Annotated in this window: 20 protein-coding genes; 6 read left to right on the top strand and 14 right to left on the bottom strand. The window is 73.4% G+C overall.

The genetic code is table 11. The features are described 5' to 3' along the window. Positions 1-63: 63 nt before the first annotated feature. Positions 64-5523 carry an ATP-binding protein gene (locus GA0070214_RS02160; RefSeq protein WP_091258411.1) on the bottom strand — a complete coding sequence of 1820 codons (5460 nt, stop codon included), beginning with the start codon at positions 5521-5523 and terminating at the stop codon, positions 64-66. A gap of 273 nt (positions 5524-5796) precedes the next feature. On the opposite strand from GA0070214_RS02160, the gene GA0070214_RS02155 reads away from it, so the two are divergent. Together GA0070214_RS02155 and GA0070214_RS02150 are read left to right on the top strand one after the other, a co-directional pair. After that, complete coding sequence (locus tag GA0070214_RS02155; protein ID WP_091258408.1) at positions 5797-6513, top strand: NADPH-dependent F420 reductase; 717 nt, start codon at positions 5797-5799, stop codon at positions 6511-6513. Further along, positions 6510-7580, top strand: a complete 1071-nt coding sequence (locus GA0070214_RS02150; RefSeq protein ID WP_091258406.1) for an LLM class flavin-dependent oxidoreductase — start codon at positions 6510-6512, stop codon at positions 7578-7580. The genes GA0070214_RS02155 and GA0070214_RS02150 overlap by 4 nt, the downstream gene beginning before the upstream one ends. A gap of 69 nt (positions 7581-7649) precedes the next feature. Here the strand turns inward: GA0070214_RS02150 and GA0070214_RS02145 are convergent, their stop codons facing one another. Then, positions 7650-8114 (bottom strand): MarR family winged helix-turn-helix transcriptional regulator, encoded by a 465-nt coding sequence (locus GA0070214_RS02145; RefSeq protein WP_091258404.1) that lies wholly within the window; start codon positions 8112-8114, stop codon positions 7650-7652. A gap of 138 nt (positions 8115-8252) precedes the next feature. Between GA0070214_RS02145 and GA0070214_RS02140 the strand changes: the two genes are divergently transcribed. Then, positions 8253-8813 (top strand): NADPH-dependent FMN reductase, encoded by a 561-nt coding sequence (locus GA0070214_RS02140; RefSeq protein WP_091258402.1) that lies wholly within the window; start codon positions 8253-8255, stop codon positions 8811-8813. A gap of 54 nt (positions 8814-8867) precedes the next feature. Here the strand turns inward: GA0070214_RS02140 and GA0070214_RS02135 are convergent, their stop codons facing one another. Next, positions 8868-9620, bottom strand: a complete 753-nt coding sequence (locus tag GA0070214_RS02135) for a GAF and ANTAR domain-containing protein (RefSeq protein ID WP_167364173.1) — start codon at positions 9618-9620, stop codon at positions 8868-8870. A 223-nt stretch (positions 9621-9843) separates the two neighbouring features. On the opposite strand from GA0070214_RS02135, the gene GA0070214_RS02130 reads away from it, so the two are divergent. Further along, positions 9844-10206, top strand: a complete 363-nt coding sequence (locus tag GA0070214_RS02130; protein ID WP_091258398.1) for an STAS domain-containing protein — start codon at positions 9844-9846, stop codon at positions 10204-10206. A 158-nt stretch (positions 10207-10364) separates the two neighbouring features. Here GA0070214_RS02130 and GA0070214_RS02125 read toward each other — a convergent pair whose 3' ends face one another. From GA0070214_RS02125 to GA0070214_RS02090, 8 genes are read right to left on the bottom strand one after another with little or no spacing between them, the layout of a single operon-like run. Beyond that, positions 10365-11597: a MalY/PatB family protein gene (locus GA0070214_RS02125; RefSeq protein ID WP_091259815.1), complete on the bottom strand. Its 1233-nt coding sequence runs from the start codon at positions 11595-11597 to the stop codon at positions 10365-10367. Positions 11598-11607: 10 nt separating this feature from the next. Then, complete coding sequence (locus tag GA0070214_RS02120) at positions 11608-12858, bottom strand: acyl-CoA dehydrogenase family protein (protein WP_091258396.1); 1251 nt, start codon at positions 12856-12858, stop codon at positions 11608-11610. Then, positions 12858-13886, bottom strand: coding sequence for a phosphotransferase family protein (locus GA0070214_RS02115; RefSeq protein ID WP_091258394.1), 1029 nt, complete (start codon positions 13884-13886; stop codon positions 12858-12860). Before GA0070214_RS02115 ends, GA0070214_RS02120 begins: the two co-directional genes overlap by 1 nt. After that, positions 13883-14335, bottom strand: a complete 453-nt coding sequence (locus GA0070214_RS02110) for a MaoC family dehydratase (RefSeq protein WP_091258393.1) — start codon at positions 14333-14335, stop codon at positions 13883-13885. The genes GA0070214_RS02115 and GA0070214_RS02110 overlap by 4 nt, the downstream gene beginning before the upstream one ends. A gap of 15 nt (positions 14336-14350) precedes the next feature. Next, positions 14351-15106: a 3-oxoacyl-ACP reductase FabG gene (gene fabG / locus GA0070214_RS02105; RefSeq protein WP_091258391.1), complete on the bottom strand. Its 756-nt coding sequence runs from the start codon at positions 15104-15106 to the stop codon at positions 14351-14353. Positions 15107-15150: 44 nt separating this feature from the next. After that, entirely contained in the window at positions 15151-16134 is a 984-nt protein-coding gene (locus GA0070214_RS02100; RefSeq protein ID WP_091258390.1) for an NADPH:quinone oxidoreductase family protein, read from the bottom strand. Continuing rightward, on the bottom strand, positions 16131-16910 hold the full coding sequence (locus tag GA0070214_RS02095) for an SDR family oxidoreductase (protein ID WP_091258388.1): 780 nt from the start codon (positions 16908-16910) through the stop codon (positions 16131-16133). The genes GA0070214_RS02100 and GA0070214_RS02095 overlap by 4 nt, the downstream gene beginning before the upstream one ends. Beyond that, positions 16910-17674: an SDR family oxidoreductase gene (locus GA0070214_RS02090; RefSeq protein ID WP_091258386.1), complete on the bottom strand. Its 765-nt coding sequence runs from the start codon at positions 17672-17674 to the stop codon at positions 16910-16912. The genes GA0070214_RS02095 and GA0070214_RS02090 overlap by 1 nt, the downstream gene beginning before the upstream one ends. 146 nt (positions 17675-17820) lie before the next feature. On the opposite strand from GA0070214_RS02090, the gene GA0070214_RS02085 reads away from it, so the two are divergent. Further along, positions 17821-18438: a TetR/AcrR family transcriptional regulator gene (locus GA0070214_RS02085; RefSeq protein WP_091259813.1), complete on the top strand. Its 618-nt coding sequence runs from the start codon at positions 17821-17823 to the stop codon at positions 18436-18438. Here GA0070214_RS02085 and GA0070214_RS02080 read toward each other — a convergent pair. The 3 genes from GA0070214_RS02080 to GA0070214_RS02070 all read right to left on the bottom strand — a co-directional run bounded on the left by GA0070214_RS02080 (position 18415) and on the right by GA0070214_RS02070 (position 21534). Next, on the bottom strand, positions 18415-19230 hold the full coding sequence (locus tag GA0070214_RS02080) for a hypothetical protein (protein WP_139141733.1): 816 nt from the start codon (positions 19228-19230) through the stop codon (positions 18415-18417). The two genes, GA0070214_RS02085 and GA0070214_RS02080, sit on opposite strands and share 24 nt — an antisense overlap. 79 nt (positions 19231-19309) lie before the next feature. Beyond that, a complete protein-coding gene (locus GA0070214_RS02075) occupies positions 19310-20938 on the bottom strand; it encodes an isovaleryl-CoA dehydrogenase (RefSeq protein ID WP_091258382.1) in 1629 nt (542 codons plus the stop codon). Next, positions 20935-21534, bottom strand: coding sequence for a TetR/AcrR family transcriptional regulator (locus GA0070214_RS02070; RefSeq protein WP_091258379.1), 600 nt, complete (start codon positions 21532-21534; stop codon positions 20935-20937). Before GA0070214_RS02070 ends, GA0070214_RS02075 begins: the two co-directional genes overlap by 4 nt. Positions 21535-21750: 216 nt before the next feature. Here GA0070214_RS02070 and GA0070214_RS02065 point away from each other — a divergent pair, with 216 nt between their 5' ends. Next, entirely contained in the window at positions 21751-22569 is an 819-nt protein-coding gene (locus GA0070214_RS02065; RefSeq protein ID WP_208602616.1) for a basic amino acid ABC transporter substrate-binding protein, read from the top strand. The last annotated feature ends 10 nt before the right edge of the window (positions 22570-22579 follow it).

Raw genomic sequence — 22579 nt, 5'->3', positions numbered from 1 at the left:
GCCCTTCGTCATGCCCTGAGACCGCCGCGCGGTCGGGGCGCTCGCCCCGACCGCGCCGGCCGGTCACCGCAGGTGGGACTCGATCGCCTCGATGACGCGCGGGCGCAGTTCCGCCGCGCGGATGACCGCGTCGACGGAGCCCACCTCGACGGCGCGCTGGATGGAGTGCACGCGGTCGAACTCCGTGGCCACCTCGCCCAGCTTCTCCGCGCGCACCGACGAGCGCAGCTCGTCCAGCTCGGCGGTCAGCGCGGCGCGGTCGGCGCCGGAGGCGGCCGCCACGCGGGCCTCCAGGTCCCGCACCCGCGGGTCGGCGGCTGTGCGGGCGTTGACGTCGCCGGAGAAGACCACCGCGGCGGCCGGGGCGCCGCCCAGCACCGAGGCGAACGAGCCCTCCAGCGCCAGCACGGTCATGTCGGGGTTCAACGCCTTGGAGAACACCACGAACGCCCCGCCGTGGTAGCGCGAGATCACGCAGAACACGATGGGCCCGCGGAAGTTCACGATGGCCCGGCCGATCTCGGCGCCGTACTCCAGTTGCAGCTTGCGCATCGACTCGGGCGAGCCGTCGAAGCCCGACAGGTTCGCCAGCACCACCAGCGGCCGGTTGCCGCTGGCCGCGTTGATCGCCCGCGCGGCCTTCTTCGACGAGCGCGGGAACAGGGTGCCCGCCGTGTAGGTGTCGGGGCCGTCGGTGGGCGGGAAGCCGCGCCGCGGCACCGACCGGGACTCGATGCCGAGCAGGCACACCGGGATGCCGCCGAGGTGCACGTCCTGCACCACCGCGGTCTCCGCGTCGGCCATGCCCGCCCAGCGCTCCAGCACCGGATGGTCCTGGTCGGCCAGGGCCCGCATCACCGTCCGGATGTCGAACGGCTTCTTCCGGTCCGGGTTGGCCGTGGCGGAGAAGATCTCGCCGACCGTCGTGAAGTCGCTGCCGGCCACGGTGTGCGGGAACGGCGAGATGTCCCGGTCGACGGGGTCGGTCGTGGTGGCCCGCCGCGGCGCCGACTCGCCGGGCGCCACGTACGTGTGCTCGTAGTGCGCCATGAGCACGTCCCGGGCGGCCGGAAGGTTCGGCGCCCAGTACTGCGCCTGCCCGTTCGGCCCCATCACCCGGTCGTAGCCGCCGATGCCGAAGTTGTCCTCGGCCGACACGCCGCCGGAGAAGTCGAGGGACTGCTTGCCGGTGAGCACCATCGCCGAGTCGGGCGTCATGACGAGCACGCCCCGGGTGTGCATGAGCATCGTCGCCTCGGCGTTCCAGTACGGCTGCGCCCCGACGTTGATGCCCGCCACCACGATGTTGATCTCACCGCCGTCCTGGGTGAACTCGACGATCCGCTTGAGCGCGGCCGCCACCCAGTCCATGTTCTCGGTGCCGGACGTCATGGAGATCCGGGCGCCGGCGGACAGCGCGTACCACTCCAGCGGCACCCGCATCCGCTCGGCCAGGTCCAGCGCGGCGATGACGCGGCGGCACTCCGGCTCCGACAGCGCTCCGAGCGACTTCGTGGGGTCGCCGAGGAGCACGACCCGGGTGACGCCCTGCGGGTGCCGCGGGGTCGGCGTGGTGACCACGCCCGCGACGATCGCCGCGGTGTTGCGCCCCCGGGGCCGGTCGACGGGCACCAGCGCGTGCTTCTCGTCGAGGTCGTGCTCGACGAAGTCGCCGAGCAGGCCGGTCAGCTCGTACGGGTAGACCGTGTTGCGGCTGCTCGCGCGCAGCACCTTCAGCCGGTAGTCGTCCAGCGGCTCGACCGGGTCGACCGGCGGCTCGCCGACGCTCAGCTCGGCGACCCCGGTGGCGGTGAACGAGATCCGCACGGCGATCTTGGTCAGCTCGCCGGTCCGCCGGTCGCGCTGCCGTGCGATGAAGAGGATCTCCTCCAGCCCGGCGCCCGCGGTCGTCGGGCGTACCCGCCCGGCGATCATCTCCATCTCCTCGCGGGTCAGCTCACTCGGCGGCCAGACGTAGATCACGATCCGGTTGGTCTGGAAGCGCGTCTTCGCCGGCCGCCGCGACTGCGCCCGGCGGATCGAGTCGAGGCAGGCCGCCACGGTGTCCTCGGTCGTCGGCAGCGCGACCAGCCGCCCGTCCTGCTCGCGCAGCTCGGTGAGGTCGCGCACCTGCGCGAACGCCACGAGGCGCTGGTCCGACGGGTTCTCGCGGGCCACGCACTGGAAGAGGTAGACCTCCTCGTCGGCCGACGGGAGCCGGGTCAGGTCGAACTTGTGCAGCCGCTCCAGCTGCATCCGCTGGGCGATGTACGGGTGCAGGCCGCGGATCAGCCGTTCCTCGGCCATGCCGTCGCCGGACGGGCGGAAGGTGAAGTGGTGGTGCATGACGGCACCGGCCCGGCCCGCCACCGTGGTGGTGACCCGGCGGACCTGCGGCGGCAGCGGGTGCGCCCGGACGACCTCGTGCAGCGCGGCGGCCATCGCGTCGAAGTCCTCGGGCTGGTCCTCCCACGCCAGGTAGATGTCGGCGTCGATGGCGTCCGCGCCGCCCGCCAGCTCGGCGAGCCCGTCCAGCGCGCCGCCGAGCGCGTCGAAGCGCACCGCGGCGGAGACCACGCTCGACTCCGCGCGCTCGGCGACCACGAACGTGCAGCCCGCGACCTCGCGGGTGTGGACGCCGGTGAGCCCCTTGTTCCCGTAGTACCGCCGGGTCAGCACCTCCAGCATCACGGCGTTGTCGAGGTGGTCGCGCACCAGCCGCTGGCCGAGCAGCCGGACGAGGGGTTCGGTGCTGCGTACCATCGCCGCGACACGCTCGGCGCGGTCCGGGGCGTCCGGCTGCGCGTCCAGGTGGCGCAGGTGCCCGCGGACCTCGGCGTAGACACGGGCGCGGTTGCGGCGCAGCAGCGGCTGGGCGAACCACGCGAAGACCACGCCGCGGGCGAGGTCGGCGACCACCGGGAAGCGGACCTGCGTCGCGGCGACCAGCCGCTCCAGGCCGAGGCCCACGGGCTCGCGCAGGCTCTCGTCCGGCGGCGGCTCCCGCAGCCACGAGCGCAGCAGCGTCGCAATGACCGTGGCGTCGGCGGAGGCCCGCTGCTGGGCCAGGAAGATCCGGAACACGGCCGCCTCGAGCGCGGGGGAGCGCTCCAGGTCGGTGACACCGTAGTGGCCGAGCGCCTTGGCGAGCTTGGCCTGGAACGCGGCCGGCAGCCCGGCCCGCTCGATGTCCAGGCTCTGCAGGTAGGTGTGGAAGTACTCCCGAGCGCTCGGGACGTGGCCGTCGCCGTCCTCGCCCGTCGGCCGGTTCCGGCTCAGCTCGGCGAGATCGGCGAAGACGTTGACGAGGTCGAGTTCCTCGGCCAGCGGCCGGTGCCCCTCCTCGGTGGCCGCCCGCCGGGCGGCGAGGTAGTCGTCGAGCACCCGGCGGTCGTCGTGCGGGTCGACGTCGAAGCCCAGCAGCAGGCCGCGCAGATCCTCCTGGCCGCGGGCGGCCCGCCTGCGCGCCGGGACCTCGCCCGGCCCGGCGGGCAGGTCCAGCTCGACCTCGGCCGCGGGCGGGCCGTCGGCGGCCTCGGCGCCCTCGTCGGCGACCGGCTCCAGCCGCAGCAGCGGCGCGCCGGCCTCCACCTGGCTGCCCACGGAGACGGCGCACTCCTTCAGTCGCGCCCGGAACGGCGCCCGCAGCACCGTCTCCATCTTCATGGCCTCCAGCACCAGCACCGGCGCGCCCGCCTCGACCTCGGCGCCGACGGCCAGCGGCGTGGCCACGACCAGCGCGGGCATGGGGGAGCGGAGCACGCCGCCCTCGTCCCGGCTGACCCGGTGGGTCACGCCGTCCACCTCGACCAGGTGGATCGGCCCGTACGTGTCGGTGAGCAGGCGGTACCGGGCGCCGTTGACGACGATCTGCCCGGTGTGCTCGTCGAAGCGGTCCAGCTCGACGTCGGCGGTCCGCACGCCGCCGGCCGTCTCGATGCCGACCCGGAACCGGTCCGCGCCGACCCGCGCCACGCGCATCCGGTAGCCCACGCCACGCAGCTTGAGGTCCAGCGGCCCGCCGCTGGAGTGCTGCACCTGCGGGCGCCCGCCGAACGCCGTCGACAGCAGCCGCTGCCGCTCGACGCGCTCCTCCTCCTCGTACGCCTCGATGGCGGCGGCCGCCAGCGCGACGGCGGAGTGCCGGTGCGCGACGAGCCGACCCTCGCCGCGGACCCGGTCGATCCAGCCGGTGTCCGCGCTGGCGTCGATCACCTCGGGCTGGTCGAGCAGGTCGAGCACGAAGCTCTTGTTCGTGGCGCCGCCCTCGATGATCACCGTGGTGTTCGCCATGGCCCGGCGCAGCCGGCCGAGGGCCTCGTCGCGGTCCCGGCCGTAGGCGATGATCTTCGCGATCATCGAGTCGAAGTCGGCGGGGATGGTGTCGCCCTCGCTCACGCCGGTGTCCACCCGGATACCCGGCCCCGCGGGGAGGTCCAGCCGGGCGATGCGACCGGGGGAGGGCGCGAAGTCGCGGTCGGGGTCCTCGGCGTTCAGCCGGGCCTCGATGGCGTGCCCCCGCTCCACCGGCGGCTCGCCGACGAGGCGCCCGCCCGAGGCCACGTGCAGCTGCGCCTTGACCAGGTCGAACCCGGTGGTCGACTCGGTGATCGGGTGCTCCACCTGCAGGCGCGTGTTGACCTCGAGGAACGCGAACAGCCGGTCGCCGGGGTGGTAGAGGAACTCGACGGTCGCGGCGCCGCGGTAGCCGACCGCGACGGCCAGCCGCTCGGCCGACGCCTTGAGCTCGGCGGCCTGCTCCGGGCTGAGCACCGGCGACGCCGACTCCTCGATGACCTTCTGGTTGCGCCGCTGCACCGAGCAGTCCCGGACACCGAGCGCCCACGCGGTGCCCTGGCCGTCGGCGATCACCTGGACCTCGACGTGCCGGGCGCCGGTGACCAGGCGCTCCAGGAACACGATGCCGCTGCCGAACGCCCGCGCGGCCTCCTGGCTGGTGCGCTCGTACGCGTCGTCCAGCTCGGCCTCGCTCGTGATGACGCGGATGCCGCGCCCGCCGCCGCCGGCCGTGGCCTTCAGCATCAGCGGGTAGCCGATCTCGGCCGCCGCCGCCCGCGCGGCGTCCAGGGTCTCGACGGCGCCCCGGCTCCACGGCGCGACCGGCACGCCGACCTCCTCGGCGATCAGCTTCGCGCCGATCTTGTCACCGAGCTGGCGCATGGCCTCCGGGCTCGGCCCGACGAAGGTGACCCCGATCTTCTCGCACAGCTCGGCGAAGGCCGGGTCCTCGGCCACGAAGCCCCAGCCGACCCAGGCGGCGTCGGCCCGGGTTTCCACCAGCGCGCGCTCCAGCACCGTCAGGTTCAGGTACGGGCGCGCGGACGCGGGACCGAGGTCGTAGGCGACGTCGGCCTCCCGCACGAACGTGGCGTCGCGGTCGACGTCGGTGTGCAGGGCTACGGTCTCGATCCGGGTCCCGGTCTCCGCGGCCAGCTCCCGGACGGCGTGGATGAGCCGCATCGCGGCCTCTCCACGGTTGACGATGGCGATACGGCTGAACACCCGACCGACCCCTCCGTTGGACCCACGATGTACGCGCCGCGAGGCGACGGCCCCCGGCAGTGATCACCTTTCCCGCTGCCGGCGGGCGGCGCCATGTCGTAACCGCCGAACCCTGAGCGGCGCCAGTTGTAGGAACCTCACAAAACTTTTTGGCGGCCCGCCCGGGCCCTGGCGGCTCCACCCCATCACATCCCGAGAGTGTGACCGGCGCAATCCTTGATCAGTCAAGCAGGCGGGATATGCTTGACTGGTCAAGGAAATGGGGTGGCGGGCATGGGTGACGACGATCGCGGCGCAGGGGCCGCAGGGCCGGCCGCGACGACGATCCTGTCGTCCCGGCCGCGGACGGCCGTGCTCGGCGCCGGGCACACCGGGCCGGTGCTCGCCCGCGTCGCGTTGGCCGCCGGGTATCCGGTGAGCATCGCGGCCTCCGGCGACCCGGCGAAGATCGCCCTGATCACCGACGTGCTGGCCCCCGGCGCGCAGGCGCGCTGGGCGGCCGACGCCGTCGCGGACGCCGGGATCGTCGTGCTGGCGATACCGCTGCACCGGTTCCCGGACCTCGATCCCGCCCTGCTCGCCGGCAAGCTCGTGGTGGACACCATGAACTACTGGCCGCCCGTCGACGGCGTCCAGGCGATGTTCGACGATCCGGCGTACGGCAGCAGCGAGATCGTCCAGCGCCGGCTCGCCCGGTCGACGGTCGTGAAGACGTTGAACCACATCGGCTACCACGAGCTGGAGGACGACCGCCGCCCGGCCGGCGCGCCGGACCGCCGCGCGCTGGGCGTCGCCGGCGACGACCCGGCCGCGGTGCGGGCCGTGGCGGACCTGATCGACCGCGTCGGCTACGACGCGGTGCGGCTGGACAGCCTGCGGGCCGGCCGCCTCCTGCAACCCGGCAGCCCGGTCTTCGGCGTGCCGCTGGGCCGGACCGAGTTCACGCGGGCGCTGGCCCGCACCCACCACACGGACAGAGGCTCATCATGACGTCAGCACCGTCGGCGGACCCGGTACGCCCGGCCGCCTTCCCCCTCGTGCTCGGCCTGGACACCTTCGGCGACGTCACCCACGACGCCGACGACCGTCCGGTCTCGCACGCCCGCACGATCCGCGACATCGTCGAGCAGGGCGTCCTCGCGGAGCAGGTCGGCGTGGACTTCTTCGGCATCGGTGAGCACCACACCGACGACTTCCCGCTCTCCGCCGCCGACGTGGTGCTGGGCGCGATCGCCGCCCGCACCAGACGGATCCGCCTCGGGTCGGCCGTCACGGTGCTCAGCTCCGACGACCCGGTACGCGTCTTCCAGCGCTACTCCACCCTGGACGCGGTCTCCGGCGGCCGGGCCGAGGTGATCCTCGGCCGGGGGTCGAGCGTCGACTCGTTCCCGCTGTTCGGCTACGACCTGGCCGACTACGAGCAGCTGTTCGAGGAGAAGGCGCAGCTCTTCGCCGAGCTGCGCAAGGGCGGGCCGGTGACCTGGAAGGGCACGATGCGGGCGCCGCTGCACGAGCAGGACGTCGTGCCGCACACCGAGTCGGGACCCTTCCCGGCCTGGATCGGTGTCGGCGGCAACCCGCAGTCGGTGATCCGCGCCGCCCGGTACGACTACGCCCTCATGCTCGCGATCATCGGCGGGTCGCCGGCCCGCTTCGCCCCGTTCTCCCGCCTGTTCCACCAGGCGCGTACGCAGCTCGGCAGGGATCCCCTGCCCATCGGCGTGCACTCGCCCGGCCATGTCGCCGCCACCGACGAGCAGGCCCGCGAGGAGTTCTTCCCCCGCTACCAGGAGGTCATCCGCCGGGTGGCCCGCACCCGCGGCTTCGCCGTACCCACCCGGGAGTCCTTCCTGCGGGAGGTGGGGCCGCACGGCGCGCTCTACGTCGGGTCGCCCGAGACCGTCGCCCGGAAGATCGCCGCGAACCTCCCCCTGCTCGGCGCGAACCGCTTCGAGATGAAGTACGGCATGGGCGGCCTGTCGCACGGCGCCCTCATGTCCGCCATCGAGCTCTACGGCACGCGGGTCATCCCGCGGGTCCGGGAACTGCTCAGCTGATCGGCTCCGGTCCGGCCACCCGCGCCGCGGACGGCCGGACCGGCGGGCGGTCCCGGGCGCCGTGCGGGCTCAGTCGGCCGTGCCGACGCGCTGGAACGCGCGGGCCAGCTGGACGAGGTCGATGCCCTCGAAGTGGTCGAGGAACCGTCGCCGCACGCTGGCCAGGTGGCTCGGCCAGGACTCCTGGAGCCGGGCGAGGCCGGCGTCGGTGAGGACGGCGTTCCACCCGCGCGCGTCCTCGGCGCACTTGACCCGCTTGGCCAGGCCCTGCGTCTCCAGCCGGGCGATGGTGCGCGTCATCCCACTGAGGGAGAGCTGGCACGCGGAGGCGAGGTCGCTCATCCGCATCCGTCGCTCCGGCGCCTCGGAGAGGTGCATCAGTGCCGTGTACTCGGTGAGCGGCAGCTGGCGTTCGCCCACCATGTCGGCGTCGATCGCCCGGGGCAGCACGTGCATGATCCGGCCCAGCGAGCGCACCAGGGCCTCCTCCTCGGCGTCGAGGGGGCGCAGCGGTTCCGGTGCGGCGGCGGACATGCCTCCATCCTACTTGCTTGACCGAGCAATGACGGGTCGATGCGGTGGCGGCCGCCACAGCACAGACGTTTGCTTGACGAAGCAACCAATGGTTAGCGTGTGCTTGACCAGGCAAGTACTTCGGAAGGGCACCACGACATGACCAGGATCGGAATCATCCTCGGCAGCACCCGCCCGGGCCGCAACGGCGAGGCGGTCGCCCGCTGGGTGGTCGACGTCGCCAAGCAGCGCGGCGACGCGCAGTACGAGCTCGTCGACCTGCTCGACTACCAGCTGCCGCACCTGGACGAGGCCTACCCGCCCTCGATGGGCCAGTACACCCAGCCGCACACGCTGCGCTGGGCCAGCACCATCGCGTCGTTCGACGGGTTCGTGATGGTCACGCCGGAGTACAACCACTCCACCTCGGGCGCCCTGAAGAACGCCATCGACTACCTCTACGCCGAGTGGAACAACAAGGCCGTCGGGTTCGTCAGCTACGGCTCCGTGGGCGGCGCCCGGGCCGTGGAGCACCTGCGGCTGATCGCCGGCGAGCTGCAGATGGCGGACGTGCGGTCGCAGGTGGCACTGTCGCTCTTCACCGACTTCGAGAACTTCAGCGTCTTCAAGCCCAACCAGTTCCAGGCCGACGCGCTCAACGCCACCCTGGACCAGGTCGTGGCCTGGAGCGACGCGCTCGCCCCGCTGCGCAAGCGCTGACCCGTTCTGCCCGACCGGCGGCGGCCGCGGACGACTCCGCGGCCGCCGCCGCTCTCACGTCTGCTGGCCGGGCGCCATGAATCCGGCACCGGGCTCCGGCGACTCGCCGGTGACCTGGGTGATGATCTCGGCGGCCACGTCCCGCAGCTTGCGGTTGCGGTTCTGCGACGCCCGCCGGAGCAGCGCGAACGCCTGGGTGGCGGTGCACCGCTGCTGGCCCATGATCACCCCGAGGGCCTGGTCGATGATGCCGCGGGACGCCATCGCGTGGGTGAGTTGCTCGTGCAGGAGCGCCTGGTCGGCCTGGCGGAGGATGACGCCCAGCGCCGCCGACCCGTGGTCGCAGAACGCCAGGGCCTGCCGGCGTACCCGGCCGCTGAACGCGTGCGGCTCCGTGGCGTAGAGGTTCAACGCCCCGACGGTCTCGCCGTCCACAGTCATCGGCAGCGACAGCGAGCTGATGATGCCCAGGCGGAGCGCGTGTTCCCGGTAGCGGCTCCAGCGCCCGTCGTCGCGCAGGTCCAGCACCTCGACGGCCTCCCCCCGGCGGAGCGCCTCGAGACAGGGGCCCTCGTCGGCCCCGTACTGGATCTCGTCGCCCTGTGCGGCCAGGTCGCCGCTGCTCGCGACGGTGAAGGCCCCGCCGTCCCGGCGCACCGTCAGCCCGCAGGCCACGGCGGGGGTGACCACCTCGGCCGCGACCCGGACGATGTCGTCCAGGAACACGTCCACGTGACGCGAATCGGCCAGCAGCGTGAGCAGCCGGCCGGAGGCCGAGCCCAGATGGGGGTCAGCAGCATCGGACACCGCTACCTCCTGAGGTCCAGTCGCCGGCCGTCGCGGGGGAGCGCTGACCGGCTTTCCTTGTCGAGGAGCACACATTTCCTGCGCTCAGCAGGGTGCCAATCGGGCGGAACGGGGCTAGGGTCGAGATGGGTTCGGACATGAGCCCAGGACCAGTGCCGGGCCGCCGACGGCGAGCCGGGGACATCAACCCGGTCCGGCAACCCCTCGCCCCGAGGAGCAGCTCATGTCCGTCGATCAGGCGCAGCACCCGTCGGCACGGGAGAACGTCCGGCCACCCGCACTGTCCCTCGCGCTCGCCCGGGAGGGCCCGGCGGTCGTGGTGGAGATCGGGGGCGCGGTCGACCTGTCGACCGTCGACCCGCTCGTGGCCCTCGTGAACCGGCTGCTGTCCGGCCAGCCGCCGCCGGTGCTGGTGCTCGACCTGAGCCGGGTCAGCTTCTTCTGCGCCGCCGGCGTCAACGCGCTGCTGACGGTCCGCCGGCGAGCCGGCTCGGCCGGGTGCGCCCTGGTGCTGCGCAGGCCCTCCCGGATCACCGTCACGGTCCTCGACATCGTCGGCCTCACGGACGAATTCACCACCGAGTGACCTGCCTTTCCCCTCATGCCTGTCGACGGACGGCGCCGGTCACATCGGACTCCGGCCCGCCGGCATGCGCCGAGATACCCGACCCGGATCGGCGCGAAACGGCGGTACACCCGTGAGCCCAGCCACCAGCCACGCTCCCGGCCGGACCGGAACGGGGTTCAGTCCTGCGGGCGGCGCGCGTCGGCGGCCCGGCCCATGCGGGTGACGGCCTCGGTGAGGATCGCCGGGGACGTGGCGAAGTTGAGGCGTACGAAGCCGGCTCCGCCGGTGCCGAAGACGTGCCCCGAGCTGAGGGCGACCCGCGCCCGGTCGAGGAAGAACCGCGCCGGCCAGGCGAGGTCGCTCGCCACCCCGGGCTCGTCGGCCGGCGCCTCGGTGGGGATGCCCAGTGCGGTGCAGTCCAGCCAGGCGAGGTAGGTGCCCTCCGGGCGGCGGTGGGTGACGGCCGGGAGGTGCTTCGCCAGCAGGGATTCCAGCAGGGTGCGGTTGGCGTCGAGACCGTCGAGGAGGCGGTCGAGCCACGGCCCGCCGGCTCGGAACGCGGCGGTGTGCGCGAGGACGCCCAGGTGGCTGGGGCCGTGGCTGACCTCCTCCGGCATACGGCGCAGGTCGGCGGCGGCCCGCGGCCCGGCCACCGCGAGCGCCGCCTTGAGGCCGGCGAGGTTCCACGCCTTGGAGGCCGAGGTCAGGGCGAACGCGTTCTCCGCGCCGGCCACCGTGAGGTACGGGGTGAACTCAGCGCCGGGCAGCGCCAGCGGGGCGTGGATCTCGTCGGAGACGACGCGTACGCCGTGCCGGTCGGCCAGGTCGGCGACGGCCTCCAGTTCGTCGCGGCGGTGGACCACGCCGGTCGGGTTGTGCGGGTTGCACAGCAGCAACGCGGGCCGCCGGCCGAGCGCCCGGGCCCGGCGGAACGCCTCGTCCAGGGCGGCGTGGTCCAGCCGCAGGTCCGGCCCGAGCGGCGCCTCGATCACCCGCCGGCCGGCGTGGCTGACGAAGGCGTAGAAGGGCGGGTAGACGGGGGAGCAGACGACCACGGCGTCGCCGGGGTCGGTCACCAGCCGGAGCACCTCGACGATGCCCATCATCACGTCGGGCACGACGGTGGTGTGGTCGACGCGGAAGCCGGTCCAGCCCCAGCGGTCGGCGGCGAACTCGCCGAGCGCCTCGGCGTACGCCGTCCCGTGCGGGTAGCCGGTGTCGCCGAGGTCGACCGCGCGGCGCAGCACGTCCGCCACCGCGGGAGCGAGCGGCACGTCCTGCTCGGCGACCCAGAGGGGAAGCACGTCCGGCGGGTGCATCCGCCACTTCACGCTGCTGCGCCGCCGCAACTCGTCGAGGGTGAGCACGGTGAGCGGATTCCCGGCGGCGGAGGGGGTGGGGCCTGCCATGCCCACCACCCTAGATCGTCGGGCGCTCGCCGCCGACCCGCTGCCGGGCGGCGGCCTGCCGCCGCAGCTCCTGCCGGGCCAGGGCGTTGCGGTGCACCTCGTCGGGCCCGTCGGCGAACCGCAGCGTGCGGATGCCGGCGTACGCGGCCGCCAGCGGGAAGTCCTGGGACAGCCCGGCGGCGCCGTGCACCTGGATGGCCTTGTCCAGGATCCACTGCACGGTCGCCGGGGTGGCGATCTTGATGGCCTGGATCTCGGTGTGCGCGCCCTTGTTGCCGACCGTGTCCATGAGCCAGGCCGTCTTGAGCACGAGAAGGCGCAGCTGCTCGATCCGCACCCGGGACTCGGCGATCCACTCCCGGATCACGCCCTGCTCGGCCAGCGGGCGGCCGAACGCGACCCGCTGCTCGGCGCGGGCGCACATCAGCTCGATGGCCCGCTCGGCCAGGCCGATCGAGCGCATGCAGTGGTGGATGCGGCCCGGGCCGAGCCGGGCCTGTGCGATGGCGAAACCGTCGCCCTCGCCGCCGATGAGGTTCTCCGCCGGCACGCGGACGTCGTGGAACGCCAGCTCGGCGTGCCCGCCGTGGTCGTGGTCGTCGTACCCGAACACCGCCATGCCCCGGACGATCTCCAGGCCGGGGGCGTCCCGCGGGACCAGCACCATGGACTGCTGGCGGTGCCGCTCGGCGTGCGGATCGGTCCGGCCCATGACGATGAGGATCCGCGCGTTGGGGTTCATGGCGCCGGTGATCCACCACTTCCGGCCGTTGATCACGTAATGGTCGCCGTCCCGCTCGATCCGGGTGGCGATGTTCGTGGCGTCCGACGAGGCCACGTCGGGCTCCGTCATGGCGAACGACGACCGGATCTCGCCGTCCAGCAGCGGTTCCAGCCACTGCTTGCGCTGCTGCGCGGTGCCGAACATCGCCAGCACCTCCATGTTGCCGGTGTCCGGAGCGGCGCAGTTCAGCACGGCGGGCGCCAGATGGCTCCGGCCGGTGATCTCCGCGAGCGGGGCGTACTGGAGGTTGGTCAGCCCGGCACCGTGCTCGCCGGGCAGGAAGAGGTTCCACAGCCCCCGCTTGCGGGCCTCGGTGCGCAGCCGCGCGAGCACCGGCACCGAGTCCCAGGCCCAGCGGTCGCCGAGCTGACCGAGCTGCTCGTGGAAGACCGGCTCGGCCGGGTGGATCTGGCGGTCCATGAAGTCCAGGAGGTTGTCGCGCAGCCCCTCGGTCCGCGGGTCCAGGGAGAAGTCCATCAGTGCTCCTTCAGGTAGGTCAGGCCGGCGTCGAGGAGCAGCTCGGTGACCTCGCCGAGCTGGTCGAAGCCGGCGCCGACGGTCTGGCCACGCAGGTGGCGGACGTGGATGCCCTCGAGGATGGTGGCCAGCTTGAAGGCCGCCAGGCCGAGGTGGAAGCCGAGGGGCGGAAGGGCGCGGCCGCTCGCCGCCGCGTACCGGTCGAGGATCTCGTCCTCGGTGAGGAAGCCGGGCGCGGACGACGCCTCGGCCACCGCCGGACCGACGAGCCGGCCGAGACGCTGGTAGAGCACCAGCAGCGCCAGGTCGGTGAGCGGGTCGCCGAGGGTGGCCATCTCCCAGTCGACGACCGCGGTGAGGCGGTCGCTCTCGTCGACGAGGACGTTGTCGAGCCGGTAGTCGCCGTGCACGATGCCCGGCGCCGAGTCGGCCGGCACGCCGGCCGCCAGCCGGGCGTGCAGCTCGTCGGCGGCGGGCAGGTCCCGGCAGTACGACGCGTCGAGCTGTGTCTTCCACCGCCGCACCTGCCGGGCCAGGAATCCCGCGGGCCGGCCGAAGTCGGCCAGTCCCACGGCCGCCGGGTCGACCGCGTGCAGGGTGGCCAGGGTGTCGACCAGCCGGGTCGAGATGGCCCGGGTGCGGTCCGTGCCGAGCGGCTCCAGTTCGGCCGCGTGCCGGTACGCCCTGCCGGTGACCCGCTCCATCACGTAGAACGGCGCGCCCAGCACGCCGTCGTCCGCGCAGAGCGCCCAGGTCACCGGCACCGGCACGCTGGTGGCGCGCAGCGCCGACATGACCCGGTACTCCCGGGCCATGTCGTGCGCGGTCGACAGCACGTGCCCCAGCGGGGGGCGCCGCACGATCCAGGTGCTCCGCCCGTCGCCGACCTCGTAGGTGAGGTTGGACTTCCCGCCGGTGACCAGCCGGGCGGTCGTGAGCCGCGCCGCCCCGGGCACCGCGGCGGCGAACCAGTCGCCGAGCCGGGCCAGGTCGAGGCCCGGCAGGTCCGGCGGCGCGGTTGCGGTCACGGGACCAGGACGCTGACGGTCTCGACGACGCAGGCCGGCTTCGCGGCGCCGGCCACCTCGACGGTCACCTTCGCGGTCAGCTGGTGGCCACCGCCGCCGGGCACCAGCGACAGCAGCTCCACGCCGGCGCGCACCTCCGAGTCGACGGGGACCGGGGCGGGGAAGCGCAGCTTGTTGGCGCCGTAGTTGACGCCCATGCGCACCCCGTCGACGCGGTAGACCTGCCAGACCAGCATGGGCACCAGCGACAGCGTCAGGTAGCCGTGGGCGATGGTGCCGCCGAAGGGGCTCTGCGCCGCCCGCACCGGGTCGACGTGGATCCACTGGTGGTCGCCGGTGGCCTCGGCGAAGGCGTCGATCTGCTGCTGGGTGATCCGGTGCCAGTCCGAATATCCCAGGTGGGTGCCGACCGCCCGCTCCAGCTCCTCGATGCCCTGGAAGACCTTCATCGTCGCTCCCTCCACTCAGGCCTTCGGCCCGCCGGCCACGTACAGCACCTGGCCCGACACGAAGCCGGCGCCCTCGCTGACCAGGAACGACACGGCGTGCGCGATGTCCTCCGGCGTGCCGGTGCGGGCGACCGGGATCTGCGCCGCGGCGGCCCGCTTGAACTCCTCGAACGGCACGCCGAGCCGGGCCGCGGTGGCGGCGGTCATCTCGGTCTCGATGAACCCCGGCGCGATCGCGTTCGCCGTGACACCGAACTTGCCGAGTTCGAGGGCGAGGGTCTTCGTGAAGCCCTGCAGCCCCGCCTTCGCGGCCGCGTAGTTGGCCTGGCCCCGGTTGCCCAGGGCGGAGGTGCTGGACAGGTTGACGATCCGCCCCCATCCGGCCCCGGTCATGTAGCCCTGCACGGCCCGTGTCATGAGGAACGAGCCCCGCAGGTGCACGTTCACGACCGCGTCCCAGTCGTCGGCGGTCATCTTGAACAGCAGGTTGTCCCGGGTGATGCCGGCGTTGTTGACGAGGATCGTCGGCTCGCCCAGCTCTCCGGCGATCCGGTCCACGGCCGCCCGTACCGCCTGCTCGTCGGCGACGTCGGCGCCCACGGCCAGGGCCCGGCCGCCGGCGGCACGGATCTCGTCCGCGACCGGCTCGCCGGCCGCCTCGTCCAGGTCGACGACGGCGACAGCGAAACCGTCGCGGGCCAGTCGCGTCGCGACACCGGCCCCGATGCCGCGGGCCGCTCCGGTGACGACGGCCGTGCGGGTGGTGGTCATGGCAGGTCAACTCCTCGATGGGTACGGATGGGGCAGGTGGACGGTCACGGGGCGTACACCACCCGGCCGACCGTGGAGCCGTCGGCGAGCCGCTGCACCCCTTCGGCCACCTCGCCGAGCGGCAGCCGCTCGCTGACGAGGGGCCGTACGGCGCCCTCGGCGGCCAGCGCGGTGAGGGCGTCATGGCACTCGGCGACGGCGGCGGGGTCGTGGCGGTGGTAGAGGCCCCAGTGCAGGCCGACGATCGAGTAGTTCTTCACGAGGGCGTGGTTGAGGGCGGGGGACTGGATCCGCCCACCGGCGAACCCGACCACGAGGATCCGCCCCTCGAAGGCGACACACTTGGTCGACCGCTGGTAGGTGTCCCCGCCCACCGGGTCGTAGACGACGTCGGCGCCCCGGCCACCGGTCTCGGCCTTCACCACCTCGACGAAGTCCTCGGCGCGCCGGTCCACCACCACGTCGGCGCCGAGGGCACGCGCCACTGCCGCCTTCTCCGGGCCACCCACCACGCCGATCACCCGGGCGCCGGCGGCCCGGCCGAGCTGGACCGCCGCGCTGCCGACCCCGCCGGCCGCGGCGTGCACCAGCAGCGTCTCGCCGGCGCGCAGCCCGGCCCGCCGGTGCAGGCCGAACCAGCCGGTCTGGTAGCCGATGTAGAGGGCCGCCGCCTCGGCGTCGTCGAGCGCCGCGGGGGCGGGGAAGGTGGTCGCCGCATCCAGCAGCGCGAACTCGGCGAACCCGCCGTGGGGCAGCGCCGCGCCGCCGAGCACCCGGTCGCCGACGGCGAACCCGTCCACACCCGCGCCGAGCGCGACGACCTCGCCGCACAGTTCGACCCCGGGGGTGAACGGAAGGTCGGGGCGGACCTGGTACTCCCCGCGGCACATGAGCACGTCGGGGAAGTTGGCCGGACTGGCCAGCACCCGCACCACGAGCTGCCCGGGGCCGGGCTCCGGATCGGCCACGTCGACGAGCCGCAGCACGTCGACGGGCTCGCCGAGCGCGGCCACCTGCCATGCCTTCACAGCGCCCCCTGGTCCTCGAGCTGTCGCTGGAGCCGGTTCATGCCGTCGAGCCAGCGGCCGGTGTCGGTGGCCCGGTGCCGGTAGTAGTCGGCCACCCGCGGGTGCGGCAGGACCAAGAACCGGTCGTCGTGCAGGGCCTGCCACGTCGCCTCGGCCACGTCCTCCGGGGTGAGCGCCCCGTCGCGGCTGATCAGCTCCCGCAGCGGCCCGGTCCGGTCGAGCATCCGGGTCCGTACGCCCTGGGGGCAGACGGCCTGCACCACGACGCCCCGGTGCCGGTAGGTCGCCGACAGCCACTCGGCGAACGCGACGCAGGCGTGCTTGCTGACCGCGTACGCCGGGTTGCCGAGCGTCGTGAGCAGCCCGGCCGCCGACGCGGTCACCACGAAGCGGCCGGCGCCGCGCGCGACCCACGCGGGGACCAGCAGCCGCGCGGCCCGGACGTGGGCCATGACGTTGACGTCGTGGCTGGCGGCCCACTCCGCCTCGTCGGCGTCCAGCCCCCGCCCGCGGTCGACGCCGGCGTTGCCGAACCAGATGTCGATGTCGCCCAGGTGGTCCCGGGCGGTCCCGACCAGCGCGGCGACGCCCTGCTCGCCGGCGGCGTCGCCGGGGGCCGCGAAGCCGCCGATGGCCTCGGCCACCCGCCGGGCCGCCTCGGCGTCGAGGTCGTTGACCACGACCCGGGCGCCCTCGGCGGCGAGCCGCGTGGCCAGCGCGCGGCCGATGCCGTGGCCGGCGCCGGTGACGACGACGCCTTTGTTCCGCACCGGCATCAGACACCTCCGGTCAGGGTGAGGCCGCCGTCGACGACGAGCAGCTGGCCGGTGATCCAGGCGGCGTCCTCGGAGAGCAGGAACGCGACGACGCTGCCGACGTCGGTGGGGACGCCGAGCCGCCGGAGCGGGTACGCGGCCGCGACCTGCTCCTCGCGACCCTCGTACAGGGCGGTGGCGAACCTCGTCTTCACCACGGCCGGGGCGACCGCGTTCACCCGGATGTCCGGGCCCAGCTCGACGGCGAGCTGCTGGGTGAGATGGGTGAGCATCGCCTTGCTGGCGCCGTAGAAGCCGATGCCGGACGCCGGCCGGACGCCGGCCACCGAGGAGACGTTGACGATCGCGCCACCGTGCCCGCCCATCCAGGCCCGGTGGACCTGCTGCACCCAGGACAGCGCGGCGAGGCAGTTGACCTCGAAGACCTTCCGGGCCGCGGCCAGGTCCAGCTCGACCAGCGGCCCGTACGCCGGGTTGATGCCGGTGTTGTTGACCAGGAGGTCCGCGCTGCCGAAGGTCTCGACCGCCCGGGCCACCACCTCGGCCTGATGGTCGGGGTCGTCGGCGTGGCCGGCGACGCCGAGCGCGTGCCCGGCGCCCAGCCGCGCGACCGCCTCGTCCAGCGCCTCCTGCTTCCGTCCCGTGACCACCACCCGGGCGCCCTCGGCGACCAGCCGCTCGGCGATGGCCAGGCCGATGCCGCGGCTGGCACCGGTGACGATCGCCGTGCGGCCGGCGAACCTGCTCGACGGGGCCTCCGACATGGCCACCTCCTCCGAACTTACTAAGCGCTTGCTTAGAATGTGTCCGAGCGAGTGTGCGACAGCGTGCGGGGCGTCGTCAACAGGTCCGCCCGGGCCGGTTGTGGTATCAATGCCGGCCGAGGGTCAGGAGGGGGAGGATGGACGTGGTGACCGACAGTGCCGAGCAGTCCCGCGCCGACGCGACGCGCGCCCGGCTGCTCGACGCGGCCGTCACCGCGTTCGCCGAGCGCGGCTTCCACGGCACGACGACCCGCGACATCGCGGCCGCGGCCGGGCTGAGCCCCGCCGCGCTCTACGTGCACCACCGGTCCAAGGAGGAACTGCTCTACCTGATCTCGCGGTCGGGGCACGAGCACGTGCTGGCGCTGGTGCGGGAGGCGGTCGCGTCGTCCGCCGATCCGGCCACGGCGCTGCGGCGGGTGGTCCACGACTTCGTCGTGACCCACGCCCGCGACCACACCACCACCCGGGTGGTCAACTACGAACTGGCCGCGCTCAGCCCCGCCCACCTGGCCGAGATCCGCGAGATCCGCCACCACATCGAGCAGGCGATCCGGCAGCTCGTGGAGGCCGGCGTCCGCGCCGGGGTCTTCCAGACCCCGGACCCCCGGATGGCGGCCGCCGCCCTGCTGTCCCTCGGCGTCGACGTGGGCCGGTGGTACCGGGACGGCGGCGACCTCAGCCCCGAGTACATCGCCGCCCGGTACGCCGAGATGGCGTTGCGGATCGTCGGCGCCGGGTCACCAGACGCAGGAGCGGGGTAGGAACGCCCAGGCGATGCCGGCGGCGAAGCGGTTCCCCCGCCACTTCGCCATGACCCACTGGCGGTCCTTGGTGACGTAGCGGATGTCGATCTGCGCGCCGGCCGGGGCCGTGCCGAGCGGGTGGACGGGGACGGCCGCTCCGGAACCGTACGCCGCGGCGGCCCCGATGTTGCCGAACGCGCTGCACGTCGTGCGGGCGCTGGTGGCCTTGAGCCCGCCGCCCTTGTTCTCGCTCCACACGCCGTACGGGCTGCACAGCGGATCGACCGCATTAGCGGTGCAGAAGACCTGCTCGGAGTGCCACCAGCGGAGCTGGTCCGGGGACCCGTCGGCGTTGCTGGAGCCGGCGACGTTGGGGCCGCCGGCGCAGCTCGACGACATGAACCCGGTGCGCTCGATGGCGAACTTGCGCGTGCCGTAGGCGTAGGCGCACCCGTCGAAGCTGCCCCCGGCGTAGCCCCACGGCCAGCGGGTGATGCCCTCGGTGTTGCCAGCGCTGGCGTCGCCGGTGTCGCGGATGTCCATGTGGTCGAAGCTGGACTTGACGACGCCGTCGGCGAAGACGAAGTCACGGGCGAAGAGATAGCCGACCATCGGCCCGTTGGCCTTGTAGCTCAGCAGCACCCAGCCCGGGCCCATGCCGGTCTGCGCCCACGAGTCCTCCGCCGCCGTCTGGACCCGGTTGACGCCGTATCCCCAGGCGGCAGCGGGGGAGGGTGCGATCAGGGCGGTCACCGCCAGGACGGCGGCCAGCACGATCGCGGACCGGGTCATGCCACGCCAGCGAGCCATCCGCCACTCCTCAGCTCGGATTGTGGCGAGAACTTACATTGTCGTAGGTCGATCTGGCAATGTTCTTCGATGGATCCGATCAGCCCACCTTGGGCACGGACCGGGCGATGATCGCGGCGAAGTCGACCCCGCTCGGCAGGGTGCCGAACGCCTGGCCGTGGTCGCCACCGAGGCGGGAGGCGCAGAAGGCGTCGGCGACGGCCGGGTGGCCGTGCCGCACCAGCAGCGCGCCCTGCAGGACCAGGGCGAGCCGCTCGACCACCCGGCGGGCCCGCAGTTCGAGGTCGTCGGGGTCGGACAGGTCGGCCTGCACCCGGCGCACGGCGGCGTCGAGCCGCCGGTCCGCGCCGGCTGCGGCGCTCACCTCGGCCCGGAACGCCTCCACGACCTGGGGTTCCCGGGCCACCGCGCGCAGCACGTCCAGCGCGGCGACGTTGCCGGAGCCCTCCCAGATCGAGTTCAGCGGCGACTCGCGGAACAGTCGCGGCATGCCCGACTCCTCGACGTAGCCGTTGCCGCCCAGGCACTCCAGGGCCTCGGCGGAGTGCGCCGGCCAGCGCTTGCACACCCAGTACTTGCCGACGGCGAGGGCGAGCCGCTTGAACGCGGTCTCGCCGGCATCCCCGCGCGCGGACCGGTCGGTCGCCCCGGCGAGGCGCATCATGAGGACGGTGGCGGCCTCGGACTCGACCGCGAGGTCGGCGAGCACGTTGCGCATCAGCGGCTGGTCGACAAGATAGCGGCCGAAGGTCCGCCGGTGGGTCGCGTGGTGGGCGGCGGTGATCAGCCCCTGGCGCATCCCGGCCGCCGCTCCGATGACGCAGTCGAGGCGGGTCAGGTTGACCATGTCGATGATGGTGCGCACGCCCCGGCCCTCGTCGCCGACGCGCCAGGCGACGGCGTGCTCGTACTCGATCTCGGCCGAGGCGTTGGACCGGTTGCCGAGCTTGTCCTTGAGCCGCATGAGCCGCAGCGGGTTGCGCGTGCCGTCCGGCAGGACCCGCGGGACGAGGAAGCAGGTGAGCCCGCCCGGTGCCTGGGCCAGGGTGAGGAAGACGTCGCACATCGGCGCCGAGGTGAACCACTTGTGCCCGACGAGCCGGTAGGTGCCGTCCGGGTCGGGGTGGGCGACCGTGGAATTGGCCCGCACGTCCGACCCGCCCTGCTTCTCGGTCATCGACATGCCGGCCAGCAGGCCCCGCTTGGTCAGCGGCGCGCGCAGCCCGAAGTCGTACTCCGTCGCGGCGAGCAGCGGCTCGTAGCGCGCGGCCAGGTCCGGGGCGTGCCGCAGCGCCGGCACGGCCGCGTAGGTCATCGAGATCGGGCAGCCGTGCCCGGCATCGGGCCGCCACACGTAGAACTTGGCCGCCCGGGCCACGTGGGCGCCCGGCCGGCCGTCGGCCCACGGCGCGGCGTGCAGGCCGTGGGTGACCGCCGTGCGCATCAGCTCGTGCCAGGACGGGTGGAACTCCACCTCGTCGATCCGGTGGCCGGAGCGGTCGTGGGTGCGCAGGACCGGCGGGTGCTCGTTCGCCAGCCGCCCGTGCTCGATCGCCGCCGCGGCGCCGCCGAGCCGGCCGAGCTCGCGCACCTCGGCGGTGGCCCAGCCGGCGCCCTCCCGGACCAGCCCGTCGAGCAGTGCCGGGTCGTCCGCCGCGTCGTGACCGGCCAGCGGGGGGACCTGGTTGCGGACCTCGTGTGTGATCACGGCGAAACTCCCAGCGCGCGGTGGATGAACCTGATCAGGTCGGGGATGGTGCCGGGGCCGGCGACACCGGCGGCCAGCGGGCCGACCATGGCCTCGGCCAGGGCGCCGACCAGCGCGGTCGCGGTCAGGTGGGGGTCCTGCGCCGGCAGTTCGCCGCTCGCCACCCCCGCCGCCACGTGACCGGCGATCAGGTCGGCGTAGGCGCGGCGGAAGGTGAGCCGCTCGGCGTCGACCGCCGGGTCGACCGGCTCGGCGAGCAGCGCGTACGCCAGCCGGGGGGACTGCAAGGCGCGGCCCGCGAACGTCTCGACGACGGCCGACATCTGCGCGGCGGCGGTGGCCCGCTGCGCGGCGGCCCGCGCCACGGCGTCCACCTCCCGCTGCGAGGCGGTGCGGAAGACCTCGGCGAAGAGGTCGGCCTTGGTGGGGAAGTGGCGGTAGACGGTGCCCGTCGCGACGCCGGCGCGCTCGGCCACGGCCGCGACCGAGCACCCCGCGTAGCCGTGGCCGGCCATGATCTCCAGCGCGGCCGCGATGATCCGCTCGCGCGAGGCGCTCAGCCGGGCCTTCACCCGCTCGGTGCTCCGGTACGCCACGCAAGAAGTGAACCACCATTCAGTCCTTGCCCGCAAGGTCCGTCCGGTTGCGTGCCCGAGTGCCGGGTTCACTCGGCGGAATCGGTCACAGCTTGGGTGCGGCCGCCCGCCATGATCTTGGTGGGCCCCCACCGATCGGGTAGCGTCCCCTGGCACATCGTCTTTGCACCACCCCTGGCTGGCTGTCCTACCAGGGTCGAACGGAGGGACACTGCCGTGACGTTCCAGAGCGCAGTCCGCAGGGTCGGCGTCGTCGTGGCGATCGCCGCCCTCGCGGCGAGCGCGGGATGCGCCAAGAAGGAGGACGGCGAGACCCAGGCGAGCGGCGTCAAGCTCGTCGAGAAGGGCAAGCTCACCGTCTGCACCCACCTGCCGTACGCCCCGTTCCAGTCGAAGGACGCGGGCGGCAAGGTGGTCGGGTTCGACGTCGACGTCATGGACCTGGTCGCCAAGGAGCTGGGTGTCGAGCAGGCGATCGTCGACACGCCGTTCGAGGGGATCAAGTCCGGCCAGGACCTGAACACCGGCAAGTGCGACGCGGCCGCCGCCGGCATGACCATCACCGAGGAGCGGCAGAAGGTCATGAACTTCTCCGACCCCTACTTCGACGCGACCCAGGCGATGCTCGTGAAGACCGGCAAGCCGTACAAGTCGCTCGACGACCTGCGGGGCAAGAAGGTCGGCGTCCAGGCCGCGACCACCGGCCGCGACTACGCCAAGAAGCTCGCCGACGAGAAGGGCCTCCAGCTCGTCGAGTTCGAGGACCTCGCCGCCGAGCAGCAGGCCCTCGCCAACGGCCAGGTCGAGGCCGCCATCAACGACCTGCCGGTCTGGACCGAGTACATCAAGGAGCACCAGGGCGGGTTCGAGGTGACCGCCGAGTTCGACACCGGTGAGCAGTACGGCTTCTCGGTGAAGAAGGACGGCAACCCCGAGCTGCTCAAGAAGATCAACGAGGTGCTCGCCAAGGCGAAGCAGGACGGCACCTACGACACGATCTACGAGAAGTGGATCGGCAAGAAGCCGAACGCCTGAGCCACCCACC

It is taken from the genome of Micromonospora chaiyaphumensis (genome assembly GCF_900091435.1).
Taxonomy (GTDB): domain Bacteria; phylum Actinomycetota; class Actinomycetes; order Mycobacteriales; family Micromonosporaceae; genus Micromonospora; species Micromonospora chaiyaphumensis.
Note: the sequence above shows the minus strand (reverse complement) of the source record. Positions and strands in the feature narration are given on the sequence as shown.